A 15,462-nucleotide genomic window follows, 5' to 3' on the forward strand; every position below is an offset into this window, starting at 1 on the left:
CCAGGACCATTTCGAGCATGATGCGCGCCATGCAAACACCCACGATCACGCTGTACGGCATCGCCAACTGCGACACCGTCAAGAAAGCCCGCGCCTGGCTGGCCGGCCAGGGCATGGCCTACCAGTTCCACGATTTCAAGAAGCAGGGCGTGCCCGAGGACCGGCTGCAGGCCTGGCTGGCGGCGGCGGGCTGGGACAAGCTGCTCAATCGCCAGGGCACGACCTGGCGCAAGCTCGCGCCCGAGGTGCAGGCCGGCGTGAGCGACGCGGCCTCGGCCGGCGCCCTGCTGCGCGCCCAGTCCAGCGCGATCAAGCGGCCGGTGGTCGAATGGGGCCCAGGCCCCGAAGCCCGCGTGACCGTGGGCTTTTCCGACGAGGTTTTTACACAGGCTTTACGCCTCATGAACCCTTGACGCAGCCCCGCGAAAACTAGAATCGACGCAGTTTTCGCTTGTCCAGAATTCAAAAGAGGTGCTGCCATGAAACACGCGATGGCTTTCGCCCTGCTGCTGCCGCTGGCCGGCGCGGCCCTGGCCGATGAGTTCGGCCGCGTGCTGTCCAGCAGCCCCATCGTCCAGCAGGTGGCCGTGCCGCGCCAGGTCTGTGAGACCCAGCAGGTGCTGACCCCCGCGCCGCGCTCGGGCGCAGGCGCCGTGATGGGCGCACTGGCCGGCGGCGCGGTCGGCAACGCCGTGGGCAACGGCGGCGGCCGCGCCCTGGCCACCATGATAGGCCTGGTCGGCGGCGCGATGGTCGGCGACCAGATCGAGGGCGGCGGCCAGGCGCAGGTGCAGAACGTCCAACAATGCGGCACGCAGACCTTCTACGAGCAGCGCACCGTCGGCTACGACGTCGTCTACGAATACGCGGGCAAGCAATACCAGGCCCAGATGCCCAGCGACCCCGGCCCCACGGTGCGGCTGCAGGTCTCGCCGATCAGCATGCCGCCCCCTCCCGGCTACACGCCCGTCGCGCCCCAGCAGCCCTATGGCATGAGCAGCACCACCACCTACTACCCGACGGCGCCGGTCTACGCCGCGCCGACGGTCGCCTATCCTGGCCACTATCCCGCGCGCCCCTACTACGACGCGCCCGCGCCCGGCGGCCTGTCGCTGAACTTCGGCTACGTCCGCCACGGCGGCCGCCACTGACGCCCGCCGCCCAGGCTGGCGGGTGGCCTAAAATTCGCTGTTTCACCCCATCGTGCCGGTGCATGACGCACCGGTCCGCACGCGAACGCAACGCACGGAAAGCAGCCCATCCATGAGCACCGACAAGATCGACGGCGTGTCCGTCAACACCCAGGCCAGCGTCTACTTCGACGGCAAGTGCGTCAGCCACGGCATCACCTTCCCCGACGGCACCAAGAAGTCGGTCGGCGTGGTCCTGCCGGCCACGCTCACTTTCAACACCGGCGCGCCCGAGATCATGGAATGCGTGGCCGGCGGCTGCGAGTACAAGCTGGCCGGCAGCGAAGCCTGGCTCAAATCCGGCCCCGGCGAGAAGTTCAGCATCCCCGGCAACTCGAGCTTCGAGATCCGCGTGACCGAGCCCTACCACTACATCTGCCATTTCGGTTGATCCAAGGGACTGTTCGCCATGGCCACCATTCTTCAGAACCTCCCCATCGGCCAGAAGGTCGGCATCGCCTTCTCCGGCGGCCTGGACACCAGCGCCGCCCTGCTGTGGATGAAGCTCAAGGGCGCCGAGCCCTATGCCTACACCGCCAACCTGGGCCAGCCCGACGAGCCGGACTACGACGCCATCCCGCGCAAGGCCCTGCAGTACGGCGCCAGGCTGGCCCGCCTGATCGACTGCCGCCGCCAGCTGGCGCACGAGGGCATAGCCGCGCTGCAAAGCGGCGCCTTCCACATCACCACCGCCGGGGCGACCTACTTCAACACCACGCCCCTGGGCCGCGCCGTCACCGGCACCATGCTGGTGGCCGCCATGAAGGAGGACGAGGTCAACATCTGGGGCGACGGCTCGACCTTCAAGGGCAATGACATCGAGCGCTTCTACCGCTACGGCCTGCTGACCAACCCGGCGCTCAAGATCTACAAGCCCTGGCTGGACCAGCAGTTCATCGACGAGCTGGGTGGCCGCAAGGAGATGTCCGAGTTCCTGATCGCCAACGGCTTCGACTACAAGATGTCGGTGGAAAAGGCCTACAGCACGGACTCCAACATGCTGGGCGCCACGCACGAGGCCAAGGACCTGGAGCACCTGAGCTCGGGCATCAAGATCGTCAACCCCATCATGGGCGTGGCGTTCTGGCGTGACGAGGTCGAGGTCAAGCGAGAAGAAGTGACCGTGCGCTTCGAGGAAGGCCAGCCGGTCGCGCTGAACGGCCAGAGCTTCGACGACCCGGTGGCGCTGATCCTGGAGGCCAACCGCATCGGCGGCCGCCACGGCCTGGGCATGAGCGACCAGATCGAGAACCGCATCATCGAGGCCAAGAGCCGCGGCATCTACGAGGCCCCGGGCCTGGCGCTGCTGCACATCGCCTACGAGCGGCTGGTGACCGGCATCCACAACGAGGACACCATAGAGCAGTACCGCGACAACGGCCGCAAGCTCGGCCGCCTGCTCTACCAGGGCCGCTGGTTCGACCCGCAGGCCATCATGCTGCGCGAGACCGCCCAGCGCTGGGTGGCGCGCGCCGTCACCGGCGAGGTGACGCTCGAGCTGCGCCGCGGCAACGACTACTCCATCCTCAACACCGAGAGCCCCAACCTCACCTACGCGCCCGAGCGCCTGTCGATGGAGAAGGTGGAAGACGCGCCGTTCAGCCCGCTGGACCGCATCGGCCAGCTGACCATGCGCAACCTCGACATCAGCGACACGCGCGCCAAGCTGGGCATCTACTCGCAGACCGGCCTGCTGTCGGCGGGCGTGGGCGCGGAGTTGCTGAGCCTGGGTGACAAGCAGGGCGACTGAACACGCCCCGCAGCCGCACAGGCTGCGTACGGGCCGCGCGCGCCAGGCGCCGGCCCGCGCCCTTCACATCTCGTCGATCGCCGTCGAGCGGGCGCTGGCCTGCGCCTGCAGCGCGTAGCGCTCGCGCGTCTTGACGTAAAAGCTCGCGCCGAAGCGCCCCACCGGAAAGTAGTTCTGCAGCCGCACCCGCCAAGCCTGGGTGTCGATCAGTTCGTCGCGCGCGTGCATCCAGCGCACCTGGCCGATGAAGATCTGGCGGCTGTCGGTCTCCAGCGTCTCCCACAGCGTGCATTCGAAGGCCACCGGCGCCTCGGCGATGCGCGGCGGCACGATCGCGCAGGACGGCGCGGTGCTCAGCCCCACGGCGGACAGCTCGCTGACCTCGGGCGGCAGCCGGTCGCCGCAGCGGTGCATCTGCTCGGCCAGGTCCTCGTCGCACAGATGGACCACGAACTCGCGGCTGCGCTGGATGTTGGCCGCCGTGTCCTTGAGCTGGCCGTCCTGCAGGCGGTTGACGCTGATCATCACTATGGGCGGCTCCTCGCCCAGCATGTTGAACATGCTGAAGGGCGCAGCGTTCACCACGCCGGTCTCGCCCAGGGTGGTGACCAGGGCGATCGGCCGCGGCACGATCAGGCTGGCCATCAGCTTGTAGCGCTGGTACTCGGTCAGCGCGGAAAAATCGATGTTCATCGCGGGTCCTTTGTCGGGTCAGGTCGGGCACGGGCCATGCGTCATGGTGCCATGGATCGGATAAATTGTCACAATCTGAATGTGTATTGTGACTATTAAAAATTTCCATGTCACAATAGCCCTGACCCGCCAACGGGAAAGACCTGCGCCACCGGGCGCCGAGAGGATCGACCATGCAAGACCTGCTGATACGCGGCGGCCGCCCCTGGGGCGGCGCCATCACCGACCTGGCCGTGCGCAAGGGCCGCATCGCCGAGCTGGGCGCCGAACTGCCGGCCCGTCCCGGCGACGAGGTCGTGGACGCCGGCGGCTGCCTGATCCTGCCGGGCCTGGTCGACGCCCACGCCCACATCGACAAGACGCTGTGGGGCACGCCCTGGCATCCGCACCAGGCCGGCCCCAGCTTGATGGACAAGATCGCGAACGAGCGCCGCGTGCTCGCCACCCTGGGCCTGTCGCCCGAGCGGCAAAGCGCCCGCCTGCTGCGCCGCATGCTGGCCTGCGGCACCACCCATGTGCGCAGCCATGTGGACGTGGGACCCGAGGTCGGCCTGGCCCACCTGCACGGCGTGCAGGCCATGGCCGAGCAGCACCGCGAGGCCATCGACGTCGAGATCGTGGCCTTCCCGCAGACCGGCGTGATGATCCGGCCGGGCACGCTGGAACTGCTCGAGCAGGCGGTGCGCGAGGGCGCCCGGGTGATAGGCGGGCTCGATCCCATAGGCGTGGACCGCGACCCCAAGGGCCAGCTCGACGGCATCTTCGCGATCGCCGAACGCCATGGCTGCGGCATCGACATCCACCTGCACGACCGCGGCGAGCTCGGAGCGGTCACGGTCGAGATGATCGCCGAGCGCACGCGCAGCCTGGGCCTGGCCGGCAAGGTGGCGATCAGCCACGCCTTCTGCCTGGGCAGCGTGGAGCCGGCAAGGCTGGACGGGCTGATCGCCCTGCTGCGCGAGAACGACATCGCCATCATGACCCACGCGCCCTCCGGCCCCACCCCTTTCCCACCGGTGCGCCTGCTGCACGAGCGCGGCGTGCGCCTGTTCACCGGCTCGGACGGGGTGCGCGACACCTGGAGCCCGCTCAACAACGGCGACATGCTCGAGCGCGCCTACCTGATCGCCTACCGCAACGGCTTCCGCGACGATCCGGGCCTGGAGCTGGCCCTGCACATGGCCACCTACGGCGGCGCGCAGCTCATGGGCGCCCCCCGCTACGGCCTGGCCCTGGGCTCGGACGCCGACCTGGTGCTGGTCGAGGCCGAAACCGCCGCCGAGGCCGTGGCCATGCATCCGCTGCGCCGGCTGGTGCTCAAGCGCGGGCGCGTGGTCGCGCGCGCCGGGCAATGCCTGCTGCCCGACGGCGACTGAGCTTGCCGCGGGCCGCGCTCAGGCCGGCGATCCGAACAGCTTCATCAGATCGACCTGGCTGGCCCCGGTGTCGCGCTTGAGCTGACGTTCGGCATCGTTGAGGTGAGCCGACATCAGCTGGCAGGCCAGCGGCACATTGCCGGCCTCCAGCGCATCGAGGATGGCGTTGTGCTCGTCGAAGGAGCAGGTGCTGCGCTCCGGCGCGCCGTACAGCGCCTTCATCAGCGTGGTGCGCGTGACCAGGCTCTTGAGCATGTGATCGAGATCCTGGTTGCCCAGCAGGGCCGTGAGGCGCAGGTGGTACTCGCCCGACAGGCGCACCCAGCGCGAGCGGTCGCCCTTGCGGTAGGCGTCGTGCTCCTCGCAGACCAGCTGGCGCACCGAGGCCAGGTAAGGCCCCTGGGCCCGCTCGCTGAGCGCCTGCAGCACCGCCCCTTCGATCAGGCGCCTGGCCTCGAAAGCCTGGCGCATCTCCTCCTGGGTGGGCGCCGCGACCACCGCGCCGCGGTTGCGGTGCAGCTCGATCACGCGCTCGCCCGCCAGCTGCACGAACACCCGGCGCAGCAGGGAGCGGTTGACGCCGAAGGCCTGGCACAGCGGGCTCTCGACCAGGCGCGTGCCGGGCGGCAGCTGGTTCGACAGCACGGCCTCGATCAGGGCGTTGCGCACGCGCGCCTCGTCAGCGCTCTCGTCGCTGAGCGGGGCTTCGGCTTCCGGCTCGGCCGGGGCGGGTTGGGCGGCGGAAAGGGTTCGGCGGGCCATGGCGGTACGGATCTGCGAGTACGCCATCATGCCACATGGTTTTTATTGTGACAAAACAGTTTTTTATTGTCACAATACACCCGATCCCATTATCCCGATGCGGCAGGCCGCCCTGCCCTCATGAAAGGAAATTCATGTCCTCCACCCAGCCCTCCAAACGTGGACTCCTGATCCGCGCCTGCGCGCTCACGGCCGCGGCCGTGCTGCCGGCCCTGGGCAGCGGCCTCGCCCAGGCGCAGGAATGGCCGGGCAGGAAGCCCATCACCCTGGTCGTGGGCTTCCCGGCCGGCGGCAGCGCCGACATGATCGCGCGCACCATCGCCGAGCCGCTGGGCCGCAAGCTCGGCACCAACGTGGTGATCGAGAACATCGGCGGCGCAGCCGGCACCATTGCCGGCCAGAAGGTCGTCAACGCGGCGCCGGACGGCTACACGCTGATGATGGCCTCGAGCAGCGAGATCACGCTCGCGCGCATGTTCAACCCGGCCATCAAGTACAACGGCGAGACCGACCTGACCCACATCGGCCTGATCGGCGTGATGCCGATGCTGCTGGTCGCCAGCCCCAAGGCCGGCTTCAAGAGCGTGGAGGACGTGCTGGCCAAGGCCCGGCGCGAGCCCGGCAGCGTGACCTTCGCCTCCTCGGGCATAGGCACGGCCCTGCATGTGGCCGGCGAGCTGCTGAACCAGAAGGCCGGCACGCGCATCCGCCACGTGCCCTATCGCGGTGCGGCGCAGATGACGGTCGACATCGCGGCCGGCAATGTGGACCTCGGTTTCCTGATGCCCCCGTCGGCCCTGGCCCAGTTCGAGTCGGGCAAGCTGCAGCCGGTCGGCGTGACCTCGCTGGGCAGGCTGCGCGTGGCGCCGCAGATCCCGCCGCTGGCCGACTCCACCTCGCTCAAGGGCTTCGAGATCACGGTCTGGAACGGCCTGTTCGGCCCGGCCAAGCTGCCGGCCCAGATCACGGCACGCCTGAACAAGGCGCTGGGCGAGGTGCTGCAGGAACCCGAGGTCTGGCAGAAGCTGCAGAAGGCCGGCGTCAACACCGAGGGCGAGACGCCCCAGGCCTTCAGCCGCCGCATCCGCGAGGACGCGCAGCGCGTGCGCAGCGTGGCCAGCGCGGCCATGGCCGCCGGCGCGGGCGAGTGAGCCTGAGGCGCAGGTCCGGCTGTTTTTCGATTCGGCAAGCGCTGCCGCGTCCGGGCACGGGTGGTCTTGGGCGAGCCCGCGCCTGACCCCGGATGTCCGGGCGACAGGCTCCTGGCGATGGGATAGCATCGCCAGCGCCCAGAAATTTAATGAGTAAATATCTACATAATTGTAGAATTTACGACATGAATTTCTGGATCGCCCTGGTCACCAGCCTGCCCACCGAGAACGCCACCGTTCGGCAACGGATTTGGCGCGCCCTCAAGGCATCCGGCGCAGCGGTGCTGAGGGATGGCGTCTACCTGCTGCCGGAACGTGAGGCTTGCCGCATCACGCTCGACGCGCTGGCGGCCGAGGTGCGCGAAGGCGGCGGCACGGCCCTGGTGCTGCGTGTCGAGGAACCGGAAGGCGCGAACTTCACCGGCTTGTTCGACCGCAGCGGCGATTTCGCCGCCCTGCTGAGCGACGCCACCCAGGCGCGTGCGGCGCTCAGCGCCGAAACGGTGCAGGACAGCATCAGGCTTGCGCGCAAGCTCCGCAAGAGCTTTGCGGCGCTTGGCGAGATCGACTTCTTCCCGGGCGAGGCCCAGCGACAGGCCGAGGCCGCTTTACGCGATCTGGAACTGGCGACTGCACGCACCCTGTCCCCCGATGAGCCGCATGAGGTGGCTGGCGACATTCGGCCCCGCCAGCTCGCGCAGTACCGGGGGCGCGTGTGGGCGACCCGGCGGCGGCCCTGGGTGGACCGGCTCGCCAGCGCCTGGCTGATCCGCCGCTACATCGACCCCCAGGCCCGCATCCTCTGGCTCGCCAGCCCCGCCGACTGTCCGCCGGATGCACTGGGCTTCGACTTCGACGGCGCAGCCTTCAGCCATGTCGGCGGCCGCGTCAGCTTCGAGGTGCTGGCGGCGAGCTTCGGCCTCACGCAACCCGCATTGCTGCAACTCGGACAGCTCGTGCACTACCTCGATGTGGGTGGGGTGCAAGCGCCCGAGGCCGCCGGGGTGGAAAGCGTGCTGGCGGGGCTGCGCGAGGCCATCACCGACGACGATCGACTCCTGGCCTGCGCCGCCAGCGTGTTCGACGGACTGCTCGCGGCTTTCAGCCGACAAGGAAAATCCGAATGAGCGAAGCCACCACGACTCTGAACGGGCAACAGGGCGCGCGCCCCCGGGAAGTCAGCTTCCGGCAGGCATTCGCCTTCTGGCTCAAGCTGGGTTTCATCAGCTTCGGCGGACCGGCCGGGCAGATCGCCATCATGCATAGCGAGCTCGTGGAGCGGCGCCGCTGGATCAGCGAAAAGCGCTTTCTTCACGCGCTCAACTACTGCATGGTGCTGCCCGGGCCCGAAGCACAGCAGCTGGCCACCTACATCGGCTGGCTGATGCACCGCAGCTGGGGCGGCATCGTGGCGGGTGCGCTGTTCGTGCTGCCCTCGCTGTTCATCCTCATTGCGCTGTCCTGGCTCTACATCGCCTTCGGCGACGTGCCGCTGGTCGCCGGGCTGTTCTACGGCATCAAGCCTGCCGTCACCGCCATCGTGGTACAGGCGGCTCACCGCATAGGCTCGCGGGCGCTCAGGAACAACTGGCTCTGGGGCATCGCCGCCGCGTCCTTTGTCGCGATCTTCGCGCTCAATGTGCCATTCCCTGCCATCGTCGCGGCGGCAGCCCTGATCGGCCACATCGGCGGCCGCCTGGCGCCGGACAAGTTCAAGGCGGGCGGCGGCCACGACAAGGTCGACAAGTCCTTTGGCCCGGCGCTGATCGACGACGACACGCCGACGCCGGAGCACGCCCGGTTTCGTTGGGGCAGGCTGGCGCAGATCGCCGGGGTCGGCGCCCTGCTGTGGCTGGTGCCCATGGGCTTGCTGGCGGCCGGCCTGGGCTGGAACCACACGCTCACGCAGATGGGATGGTTCTTCACCAAGGCCGCGTTGCTGACCTTCGGCGGCGCGTATGCGGTGCTGCCCTATGTGTACCAGGGCGCGGTCGGCCACCATGGCTGGCTCACGCCCGGCCAGATGATAGACGGCCTGGCCCTGGGCGAGACCACGCCGGGGCCGCTGATCATGGTGGTGGCCTTCGTCGGCTTCGTCGGCGGCTACGTCAAAGCCCTGTTCGGCCCGGACGCGCTGTTCCTGGCCGGCGCCGTGGCGGCAACGCTGGTGACATGGTTCACCTTCCTGCCCTCCTTCCTGTTCATTCTGGCCGGCGGCCCGCTCGTCGAATCGACCCACGACGACCTCAAGTTCACCGCGCCGCTGACGGCAATCACGGCCGCCGTGGTCGGGGTGATCCTGAACCTGGCGCTGTTCTTCGGCTACCACGTGCTCTGGCCCAGGGGCTTTGCGGGCAGTTTTGACTGGGCCTCCGCCCTGATCGCGCTCGGCGCGGCCATCGCGCTGTTGCGCTTCAAGCGCAACGTCATTCACGTCATCGCGGCCTGCGCGCTGGTCGGCCTGACTTTCAGGATGCTGATGCCCTGAGCCCAGACGGCGAACGGCCTTTAAACCACCACCGGCTCCGGCTCCAGCCGGATGCCGAAGCGCTCGTAGACGCTGGTCTGGATCGCGCGCGCCAGCGTCACCACCTCGCCGCCCGTGGCGCCGCCGCGATTGACCAGCACCAGCGCCTGCTTCTCGTAGACGCCGGCATGGCCCATGGTCTTGCCCTTCCAGCCGCAGGCGTCGATCAGCCAGCCCGCGGCCAGCTTGACGCTGCCGTCGGGCATGGGATAGTGCACCACATGCGGGTCGCGGCCTATGATGTCGGCGCATTGCTCGAGCGTCACCGTGGGGTTCTTGAAGAAGCTGCCGGCGTTGCCGATCTGCCGCGGATCGGGCAGCTTGGCGCGGCGGACGGCGCAGACCCAGTCGTAGATCTGGCGCGCGTCGGGCGCGTCTATGCCGCTCTCGTGCATCTTGCGCTCCAGGTCCAGGTAGCCCAGCACCGGCTTCCAGGGTTTGGGCAGGGCAAAGCGCACGCGCAGGATCAGCGCGCGCCCGGCCAGGCCCAGGCCGTAGGGGGCGCTGCTGGCGTGCTTGAACACCGAGTCGCGGTAACCGAAGCCGCACTGGGCCGCGTCCAGTGTGAACAGCTGGCCCGTCGTGAGGTCGATCGCGTCCAAGGACTCGAAGCGGTCCTGCAGCTCGACGCCGTAGGCGCCTATGTTCTGCACCGGCGAGGCGCCCACGGTGCCGGGAATCAGGGCCAGGTTCTCCAGCCCGGGCCAGCCCTGGTCCAGGGTCCAGGTCACGAAATCGTGCCAGTTCTCGCCGGCGCCGGCCTCGACGACCCAGGCGCGCGGCGTTTCCTCGACCAGGCGGCGCCCCGGCACCTCGACCTTGAGCACCAGGGACTTGACGTCGCCGGTCAGCACGATGTTGCTGCCGCCGCCGAGCACGAACTTCGGTGCCGGCCCCAGCAGCGGATCGGCCAGCACGGCCTGCAGGTCGGCCGCCTCGCGCACGCGCACCAGGGTACGGGCCTTGGCGACGATGCCAAAGCTGTTGCAGGCCTGCAGGGGGACATTTCTCTCGGGGAACATGGGAGAATTGTCGCATCCCAACCCCCAGCCATTTTTTTCGACCATGCCCTCGTTTGATACCGTTTGCGAACCCAACCTGGTGGAAGTGAAGAACGCGGTGGACAACACCGCCAAGGAAATCGCCACGCGCTTCGACTTCAAGGGCAGCTCGGCCGCGATCGAGATCAAGGACAAGGAGATCACGCTGTTCGGCGACGCCGAGTTCCAGCTCTCCCAGGTCGAGGACATCCTGCGCAACAAGCTGACCAAGCGCAACGTGGACGTGCGCTTCCTCGACAAGGGCGAAGTGCAGAAGATCGGCGGCGACAAGGTCAAGCAGCTGGTCAAGGTGCGCAACGGCATCGCCAGCGAGGACGCCAAGAAGATCCAGAAGCTGATCAAGGACAGCAAGCTGAAAGTGCAGGCCGCCATCCAGGGCGAAGCGGTGCGCGTGACCGGTGCCAAGCGCGACGACCTGCAGGCCGCGATGGCCCTGCTGCGCAAGGACATCACCGAGCTGCCGATCAGCTTCAACAACTTCCGCGACTGATGAAAATCCTGCGCAGCCCTGCGCTGGCCACCTGCCTGGTCCTTGCAAGCAGCGTGGCCCTGGCCCAGTCGGTCGCGCTGCAGGGCATGTTCGGCGGCAAGGCGCTGCTGATCGTCGACGGCGGCACGCCCAGGACGCTGGCGCCGGGCGAGAGCCACCAGGGCGTCAAGCTGCTGTCCACCAGCGGCGAGCAGGCGGTGGTGGAGTTCGGCGGGCGGCGCCACACCCTGCGCGTGGGCGATGCGCCGGCCAGCGTGGGCGGCTCCGGCCCGCGCGGCAGCGGCGGCAGGATCGTGCTGAGCGCGGGCAGCGGCGGCCACTTCACCACCCAGGGCGCGATCAACGGGCGCGCCGTGCAGTTCATGGTCGACACCGGCGCCACGGCCGTGGGGTTGAGCGTGGCCGACGCCGAACGCATAGGCCTGGACTACCGTGGCGGCCGGCCGGTGCGCATGAACACGGCCAACGGCGTGACCCAGGGCTGGCAGCTCAAGCTGGCCTCGGTGCGCATCGCCGATGTGGAGGTCTACGAGGTCGATGCCGTGGTCACGCCCCAGGGCATGCCCTATGTGCTGCTGGGCAACAGCTTCCTCAGCCGCTTCCAGATGCGGCGCGACAACGAGCAGATGACGCTGGAGCGGCGCTACTGATACTGAGCGCCTGGGTGTTCAAGCCTGCGCGGCCGTGACCACGATCTCGATCTTCCACTGAGGCTGCGCGAGCGCCGCCTGCACCGTGGCGCGCGGCGGCGCATGGCCAGCCGGCACCCAGGCGTCCCAGACCTCGTTCATGGCGCCGATGTCGGCCATGTCGGCCAGGTAGATCTGGGCGCGCAGGATGCGCGTCTTGTCGCTGCCGGCCTCGGCCAGGCGCTGGTCGACCTGGGCCAGCACATCGGCCGTCTGGCCCCGGATGTCGACCGCGTCGCCCTCGGGCACCATGCCGGCCAGGTAGACCACGCGGTTGAAGATGGCGGCCTCGCTGTAGCGCGCCGCCACGTGCAGGCGTTGCAGTTCGCTCATTTCTTGGCCCCGATCCTGGATTCCTTGCCGGCCAGCAGGCGGTTGATGTTCTCGCGGTGGCGGTAGACCAGCAGCAGGCCCATGACCGAGACCGCGAACAGCACGGCGCCGCTCATGTCCCAGGCCACGCCGTCGCCGAACACGTAATAGACCGGCGCGAACAGCGCCGCCACCAGCGCGGCCAGCGACGAGTAGCGGAAGAAGAAGGCGATGATCAGCCAGCTCAGCGCCGCGGCCAGGCCCAGCCAGCCGCTGATGCCCAGCAGCACGCCCAGCGCCGTGGCCACGCCCTTGCCGCCCTGGAAGCGGAAGAACACCGGGTACAGGTGGCCCAGGAAGGCCGCCAGGCCGGCCATGGCCACCGTACCCTCGCCCAAGCCGTAGGGCTGGCCCAGCCACTTGACCAGCACCACCGGCAGCCAGCCCTTGACCGCGTCGAGCAGCAGCGTGACGGCGGCTGCGGCCTTGCTGCCCGAGCGCAGCACATTGGTGGCGCCTGGGTTCTTGCTGCCGTAGCTGCGCGGGTCCTGCAGGCCCATGACACGGCTGACGATGACGGCGAAGCTCAGCGAGCCGATCAGGTAGGCGGCCAGGGCCGCGAGCACAGGGTAAAGCGAATCCAACGAGGTCTCCCGGGAGCAAGCCCGCTATTCTGCCAGCGCGCACTGCACCGGCCTGGCACCGAGCAGCTGCACGCAGACCTGCGGGTCCAGGCCCACCAGGTAGCCGCGCCGACCGCCGTTGATCGCGATCTTCGGCAGCGCAAGAATGGTCTGCTCGATGTAGACCGGCATGGCGCGCCGCAGGCCGAAGGGCGAGGTGCCGCCCACCAGGTAGCCGCTGTGGCGGTTGGCCACCTCGGGCGCGCAGGGCTCGACCGACTTGGCGCCGATCTGGCGCGCCAGGTTCTTGGTCGAGACCTTCAGGTTGCCGTGCATCAGCACCACCAGGGGCTTGCCGTCCTGGTCCTGCATGATCAGGGTCTTGACCACGGTGTAGGGATCCAGGCCCAGCGCGACGGCGCTGTGCTGGGCGCCGCCATGCTCCAGGTACTCGTAGGGATGCTCGGTGAAAGACACGCCGTGGCTACGCAGCATTTGCGTGGCCGGCGTTTCGGAAACATGCGCCTTCTTTGCCATGCGGCCCTCCTGCCAGCCTGACTCAGATGGCCGGGTCGCGCGATTCCCAGCGGATCGCGTCGATCGCCGCCAGCAGCTCGGGCGTGAGCGTCGTGCCCCAGGCGTCGAGGTCCTCGTCGAGCTGGGCCAGCGAGGTCACGCCGATGATGGTGCTGGCCACGCGCCACTGCGTGTAGCAGAAGGCCAGCGCCATCTGCGTGGGCGTGAGGCCATGCTCGCGCGCGAGCCGGTTGTAGCGCCGCGCGGCGGCCAGCGCATCGGGCCGGCCCCAGCGCTGCTGGCGCACCGACTCGTACCTGGCGATGCGCGCCTGGGCCGGCGCCTCCGGCCCCGAGGTGCCGGAAGCGTCGTACTTGCCGGTCAGCAGGCCGAAGCCCAGCGGCGAATAGGCCAGCAGCGAGACGCCCAGGCGGTGGCAGGTCTCGTCCAGGCCGTTCTCGTAGCTGCGGTTGACCAGGCAGTAGGGGTTCTGCACCGTGGCCACACGCGGCAGGCCGTGCTGCTCGGCCAGGCGCACGAACTCGTGCACGCCGTAGGGCGTTTCGTTGGACAGGCCGATGGCGCGCACCTTGCCGGCCTGGACCAGGCGGCCCAGGGCCTCCAGCTGCTCGTGGAGCGAGGTCTGCGAACGCTCCTTGGCCGGCTCGTAGTACATCGCGCCGAAGGCCGGCACATGGCGCTCGGGCCAGTGGATCTGGTAGAGGTCGATCACCTCGGTCTGCAGGCGGCGCAGGCTGCCCTCGCAGGAGGCCTGGATGTCCGCCGCCGTCAACCCCTGGCCGGCGCGCACCCAGGGCATGCCGCGCGAAGGGCCGGCGACCTTGGTCGCCAGCACGATCTTCTCGCGTGCGCCGGGGCGCTGGCGCAGCCAGCGGCCTATGATGGTCTCCGTGGCGCCAAAGGTCTCGGCGCGCGCCGGCACCGCGTACATCTCGGCCGTGTCGATGAAGTCGACGCCGCGCTCGAGCGAACGGTCGAGGATGGCATGGGCCGTGGCCTCGTCGACCTGCTCGCCGAAGGTCATGGTGCCCAGGCAGATGGGCGTGACGCGGAGATCGCTCTGGCCAAGCGGGATCTTGTTCATGGTGGTCGTGGACGGATTGCGGGATGAAGTGCCGGAGTTTACGGGCGCAGCCCCAGGTCCCGTGCGCGCTCTTCCTCCCACTCGCGCAGCACTCGCCGCTGCACCTTGCCCGTGGTGGTCATGGGCAGCGCGTCGATGAACTCGATCTCCTTCGGATATTCGTAGGGCGCGAGCCGGGCCTTGACCTGCTGCTGCAGCTCGGCGACCAGCCGCGCCTCCCATTCGGTGCGCGAGAAGGGCTCGTCGCCGCGCTCGAGCGCGGCCGCGGGCGTCAGCACCACATAGGCCTTGACCAGGGCGCCACGCTCGCGGTCGGGCTTGGGCACCACGGCGGCGTTGGCCACGGCCGGGTGCCTGACCAGGCAGTTCTCGATCTCGCCCGGCCCGATGCGGTAGCCGGCCGACTTGAACTGGTCATCGGCCCGGCCCCGGTACCAGAGGTAGCCCTCGCTGTCGCGCACCGCGAGGTCGCCGGTGCGGCACCAGTCGCCTGCCCCCTCCTGGCCGTCGAACTTCAGGCGCGTCGCGGCCTCGTTCCTCCAGTAGCCAAGAAAGAACACCGGGTCGGGGAAGCCGTGCCGGTCCAGGCGGTGCACCGCCAGCTCGCCCTGCTCGCCCGCGGCGCATTCGCGGCCCTGCTCGTCGATGACGGCCACGCGGTGGCCCGGATAGGGCTTGCCCATGCTGCCGGGCCTGGCCGGCCAACCGACCGGAGCCCCCACGCTCGCCACTGCGTGTGCTTCGCTGCCCCCCGAGGGGGCCGCGCCTTGCTTGGGGCGGCCCTGCGCTGCGGCGGCATGAACCTGACGGTTCATGGCGCAGTTGCCGACCACGTAGTTGATCTCGGTCTGGCCGAACATCTCGTTGGGTACCACGCCGAGCTGGTCGCGGCAGTAGGCGAACACGGTGTCGCCCAGGGCCTCGCCGGCGCTCATCAGGGCCTGCAGCTTCAGGCTGAAATGCCGGCCCGGCTCGGGGTAGGCCTTCATCATGGCCTTGAGCGCGGTGGGGAACAGAAAGCTGTGCGTCACGCCATGCTGCTGCATCAGGCCGAAAGCCAGCTCGGGGCTGAAGCGGCTCGCGCAGGCCACGATGGGGCGGCCGAAGTACAGCGTAGGCAGTAGCGCGTCCATCAGCCCGCCGGTCCAGGCCCAGTCTGCCGGGGACCAGAACACGCTTTGCGTTTCTGGCTCCGGCAGCCTGGGCTTGGCCCCGGC

General features: G+C 68.9%; 18 protein-coding genes. 10 read left to right on the plus strand and 8 right to left on the minus strand.

Features of this window, described 5'->3' with window-relative positions:
* Nucleotides 1–29: 29 nt before the first annotated feature.
* The 4 genes from FFS10_RS02995 to argG all read left to right on the plus strand — a co-directional run bounded on the left by FFS10_RS02995 (nt 30) and on the right by argG (nt 2,940).
* Nucleotides 30–413 (plus strand): arsenate reductase, encoded by a 384-nt coding sequence (locus FFS10_RS02995; RefSeq protein ID WP_137891317.1) that lies wholly within the window; start codon nt 30–32, stop codon nt 411–413.
* Between the two features lie 66 nt (nt 414–479).
* Nucleotides 480–1,151 (plus strand): glycine zipper 2TM domain-containing protein, encoded by a 672-nt coding sequence (locus tag FFS10_RS03000; protein ID WP_137891319.1) that lies wholly within the window; start codon nt 480–482, stop codon nt 1,149–1,151.
* A 112-nt stretch (nt 1,152–1,263) separates the two neighbouring features.
* On the plus strand, nt 1,264–1,581 hold the full coding sequence (gene ppnP / locus FFS10_RS03005) for a pyrimidine/purine nucleoside phosphorylase (RefSeq protein ID WP_137891321.1): 318 nt from the start codon (nt 1,264–1,266) through the stop codon (nt 1,579–1,581).
* An 18-nt stretch (nt 1,582–1,599) separates the two neighbouring features.
* Complete coding sequence (argG, locus tag FFS10_RS03010; RefSeq protein WP_137891323.1) at nt 1,600–2,940, plus strand: argininosuccinate synthase; 1,341 nt, start codon at nt 1,600–1,602, stop codon at nt 2,938–2,940.
* Between the two features lie 63 nt (nt 2,941–3,003).
* Here argG and FFS10_RS03015 read toward each other — a convergent pair whose 3' ends face one another.
* Nucleotides 3,004–3,633, minus strand: coding sequence for a flavin reductase family protein (locus tag FFS10_RS03015; RefSeq protein WP_137891325.1), 630 nt, complete (start codon nt 3,631–3,633; stop codon nt 3,004–3,006).
* Between the two features lie 173 nt (nt 3,634–3,806).
* Here FFS10_RS03015 and FFS10_RS03020 point away from each other — a divergent pair, with 173 nt between their 5' ends.
* Entirely contained in the window at nt 3,807–5,009 is a 1,203-nt protein-coding gene (locus FFS10_RS03020; RefSeq protein ID WP_137891327.1) for an amidohydrolase family protein, read from the plus strand.
* A gap of 18 nt (nt 5,010–5,027) precedes the next feature.
* Here FFS10_RS03020 and FFS10_RS03025 read toward each other — a convergent pair whose 3' ends face one another.
* A complete protein-coding gene (locus tag FFS10_RS03025) occupies nt 5,028–5,801 on the minus strand; it encodes a GntR family transcriptional regulator (RefSeq protein WP_137891328.1) in 774 nt (257 codons plus the stop codon).
* 104 nt (nt 5,802–5,905) lie between these two features.
* On the opposite strand from FFS10_RS03025, the gene FFS10_RS03030 reads away from it, so the two are divergent.
* The 3 genes from FFS10_RS03030 to chrA all read left to right on the plus strand — a co-directional run bounded on the left by FFS10_RS03030 (nt 5,906) and on the right by chrA (nt 9,410).
* On the plus strand, nt 5,906–6,922 hold the full coding sequence (locus FFS10_RS03030; RefSeq protein ID WP_171016041.1) for a Bug family tripartite tricarboxylate transporter substrate binding protein: 1,017 nt from the start codon (nt 5,906–5,908) through the stop codon (nt 6,920–6,922).
* Between the two features lie 185 nt (nt 6,923–7,107).
* A complete protein-coding gene (locus FFS10_RS03035; protein WP_137891332.1) occupies nt 7,108–8,049 on the plus strand; it encodes a chromate resistance protein ChrB domain-containing protein in 942 nt (313 codons plus the stop codon).
* Nucleotides 8,046–9,410, plus strand: coding sequence for a chromate efflux transporter (chrA, locus tag FFS10_RS03040; protein WP_137891334.1), 1,365 nt, complete (start codon nt 8,046–8,048; stop codon nt 9,408–9,410). Before FFS10_RS03035 ends, chrA begins: the two co-directional genes overlap by 4 nt.
* Nucleotides 9,411–9,430: 20 nt before the next feature.
* Here chrA and murB read toward each other — a convergent pair whose 3' ends face one another.
* Nucleotides 9,431–10,471, minus strand: coding sequence for a UDP-N-acetylmuramate dehydrogenase (gene murB / locus FFS10_RS03045; RefSeq protein ID WP_137891336.1), 1,041 nt, complete (start codon nt 10,469–10,471; stop codon nt 9,431–9,433).
* Nucleotides 10,472–10,514: 43 nt separating this feature from the next.
* Between murB and FFS10_RS03050 the strand changes: the two genes are divergently transcribed.
* Nucleotides 10,515–11,000: a YajQ family cyclic di-GMP-binding protein gene (locus FFS10_RS03050; RefSeq protein ID WP_137891338.1), complete on the plus strand. Its 486-nt coding sequence runs from the start codon at nt 10,515–10,517 to the stop codon at nt 10,998–11,000.
* The gene (locus tag FFS10_RS03055; protein ID WP_249931142.1) at nt 11,000–11,650 is read left to right on the plus strand and encodes a retropepsin-like aspartic protease family protein; all 651 of its coding nucleotides are present in this window, start codon (nt 11,000–11,002) and stop codon (nt 11,648–11,650) included. The genes FFS10_RS03050 and FFS10_RS03055 overlap by 1 nt, the downstream gene beginning before the upstream one ends.
* Nucleotides 11,651–11,668: 18 nt before the next feature.
* On the opposite strand, the gene FFS10_RS03060 is transcribed toward FFS10_RS03055, so the two are convergent.
* From FFS10_RS03060 to FFS10_RS03080, 5 genes are all read right to left on the minus strand, one after another.
* Entirely contained in the window at nt 11,669–12,022 is a 354-nt protein-coding gene (locus tag FFS10_RS03060; RefSeq protein WP_137891340.1) for a RidA family protein, read from the minus strand.
* Nucleotides 12,019–12,645 (minus strand): glycerol-3-phosphate 1-O-acyltransferase PlsY, encoded by a 627-nt coding sequence (gene plsY, locus FFS10_RS03065; protein WP_137891342.1) that lies wholly within the window; start codon nt 12,643–12,645, stop codon nt 12,019–12,021. Before plsY ends, FFS10_RS03060 begins: the two co-directional genes overlap by 4 nt.
* A 24-nt stretch (nt 12,646–12,669) precedes the next feature.
* Nucleotides 12,670–13,161 carry an aminoacyl-tRNA deacylase gene (locus tag FFS10_RS03070; protein WP_137891344.1) on the minus strand — a complete coding sequence of 164 codons (492 nt, stop codon included), beginning with the start codon at nt 13,159–13,161 and terminating at the stop codon, nt 12,670–12,672.
* Nucleotides 13,162–13,183: 22 nt separating this feature from the next.
* On the minus strand, nt 13,184–14,245 hold the full coding sequence (locus tag FFS10_RS03075) for an aldo/keto reductase (protein ID WP_137891346.1): 1,062 nt from the start codon (nt 14,243–14,245) through the stop codon (nt 13,184–13,186).
* Between the two features lie 38 nt (nt 14,246–14,283).
* Nucleotides 14,284–15,462: AMP-binding enzyme (locus FFS10_RS03080; RefSeq protein ID WP_171016206.1), on the minus strand; the 1,179-nt coding region annotated here is incomplete at its 5' end.

Source organism: Ramlibacter sp. 2FC (assembly GCF_005503345.1).
Classification (GTDB): domain Bacteria; phylum Pseudomonadota; class Gammaproteobacteria; order Burkholderiales; family Burkholderiaceae_C; genus SCMQ01.

Bases quoted from the DNA above. Each gene is read 5' to 3' on its own strand.
- argG (WP_137891323.1), top strand. From the start codon at position 1,600: ATGGCCACCATTCTTCAGAACCTCCCCATCGGCCAGAAGGTCGGCATC.
- FFS10_RS03015 (WP_137891325.1), bottom strand. From the start codon at position 3,633: ATGAACATCGATTTTTCCGCGCTGACCGAGTACCAGCGCTACAAGCTG.
- FFS10_RS03055 (WP_249931142.1), top strand. From the start codon at position 11,000: ATGAAAATCCTGCGCAGCCCTGCGCTGGCCACCTGCCTGGTCCTTGCA.
- FFS10_RS03060 (WP_137891340.1), bottom strand. From the start codon at position 12,022: ATGAGCGAACTGCAACGCCTGCACGTGGCGGCGCGCTACAGCGAGGCC.
- ppnP (WP_137891321.1), top strand. From the start codon at position 1,264: ATGAGCACCGACAAGATCGACGGCGTGTCCGTCAACACCCAGGCCAGC.
- FFS10_RS03020 (WP_137891327.1), top strand. From the start codon at position 3,807: ATGCAAGACCTGCTGATACGCGGCGGCCGCCCCTGGGGCGGCGCCATC.
- FFS10_RS03070 (WP_137891344.1), bottom strand. From the start codon at position 13,161: ATGGCAAAGAAGGCGCATGTTTCCGAAACGCCGGCCACGCAAATGCTG.
- FFS10_RS02995 (WP_137891317.1), top strand. From the start codon at position 30: ATGCAAACACCCACGATCACGCTGTACGGCATCGCCAACTGCGACACC.
- FFS10_RS03075 (WP_137891346.1), bottom strand. From the start codon at position 14,245: ATGAACAAGATCCCGCTTGGCCAGAGCGATCTCCGCGTCACGCCCATC.
- chrA (WP_137891334.1), top strand. From the start codon at position 8,046: ATGAGCGAAGCCACCACGACTCTGAACGGGCAACAGGGCGCGCGCCCC.
- FFS10_RS03035 (WP_137891332.1), top strand. From the start codon at position 7,108: ATGAATTTCTGGATCGCCCTGGTCACCAGCCTGCCCACCGAGAACGCC.
- FFS10_RS03050 (WP_137891338.1), top strand. From the start codon at position 10,515: ATGCCCTCGTTTGATACCGTTTGCGAACCCAACCTGGTGGAAGTGAAG.
- murB (WP_137891336.1), bottom strand. From the start codon at position 10,471: ATGTTCCCCGAGAGAAATGTCCCCCTGCAGGCCTGCAACAGCTTTGGC.
- FFS10_RS03025 (WP_137891328.1), bottom strand. From the start codon at position 5,801: ATGATGGCGTACTCGCAGATCCGTACCGCCATGGCCCGCCGAACCCTT.
- FFS10_RS03030 (WP_171016041.1), top strand. From the start codon at position 5,906: ATGTCCTCCACCCAGCCCTCCAAACGTGGACTCCTGATCCGCGCCTGC.
- FFS10_RS03000 (WP_137891319.1), top strand. From the start codon at position 480: ATGAAACACGCGATGGCTTTCGCCCTGCTGCTGCCGCTGGCCGGCGCG.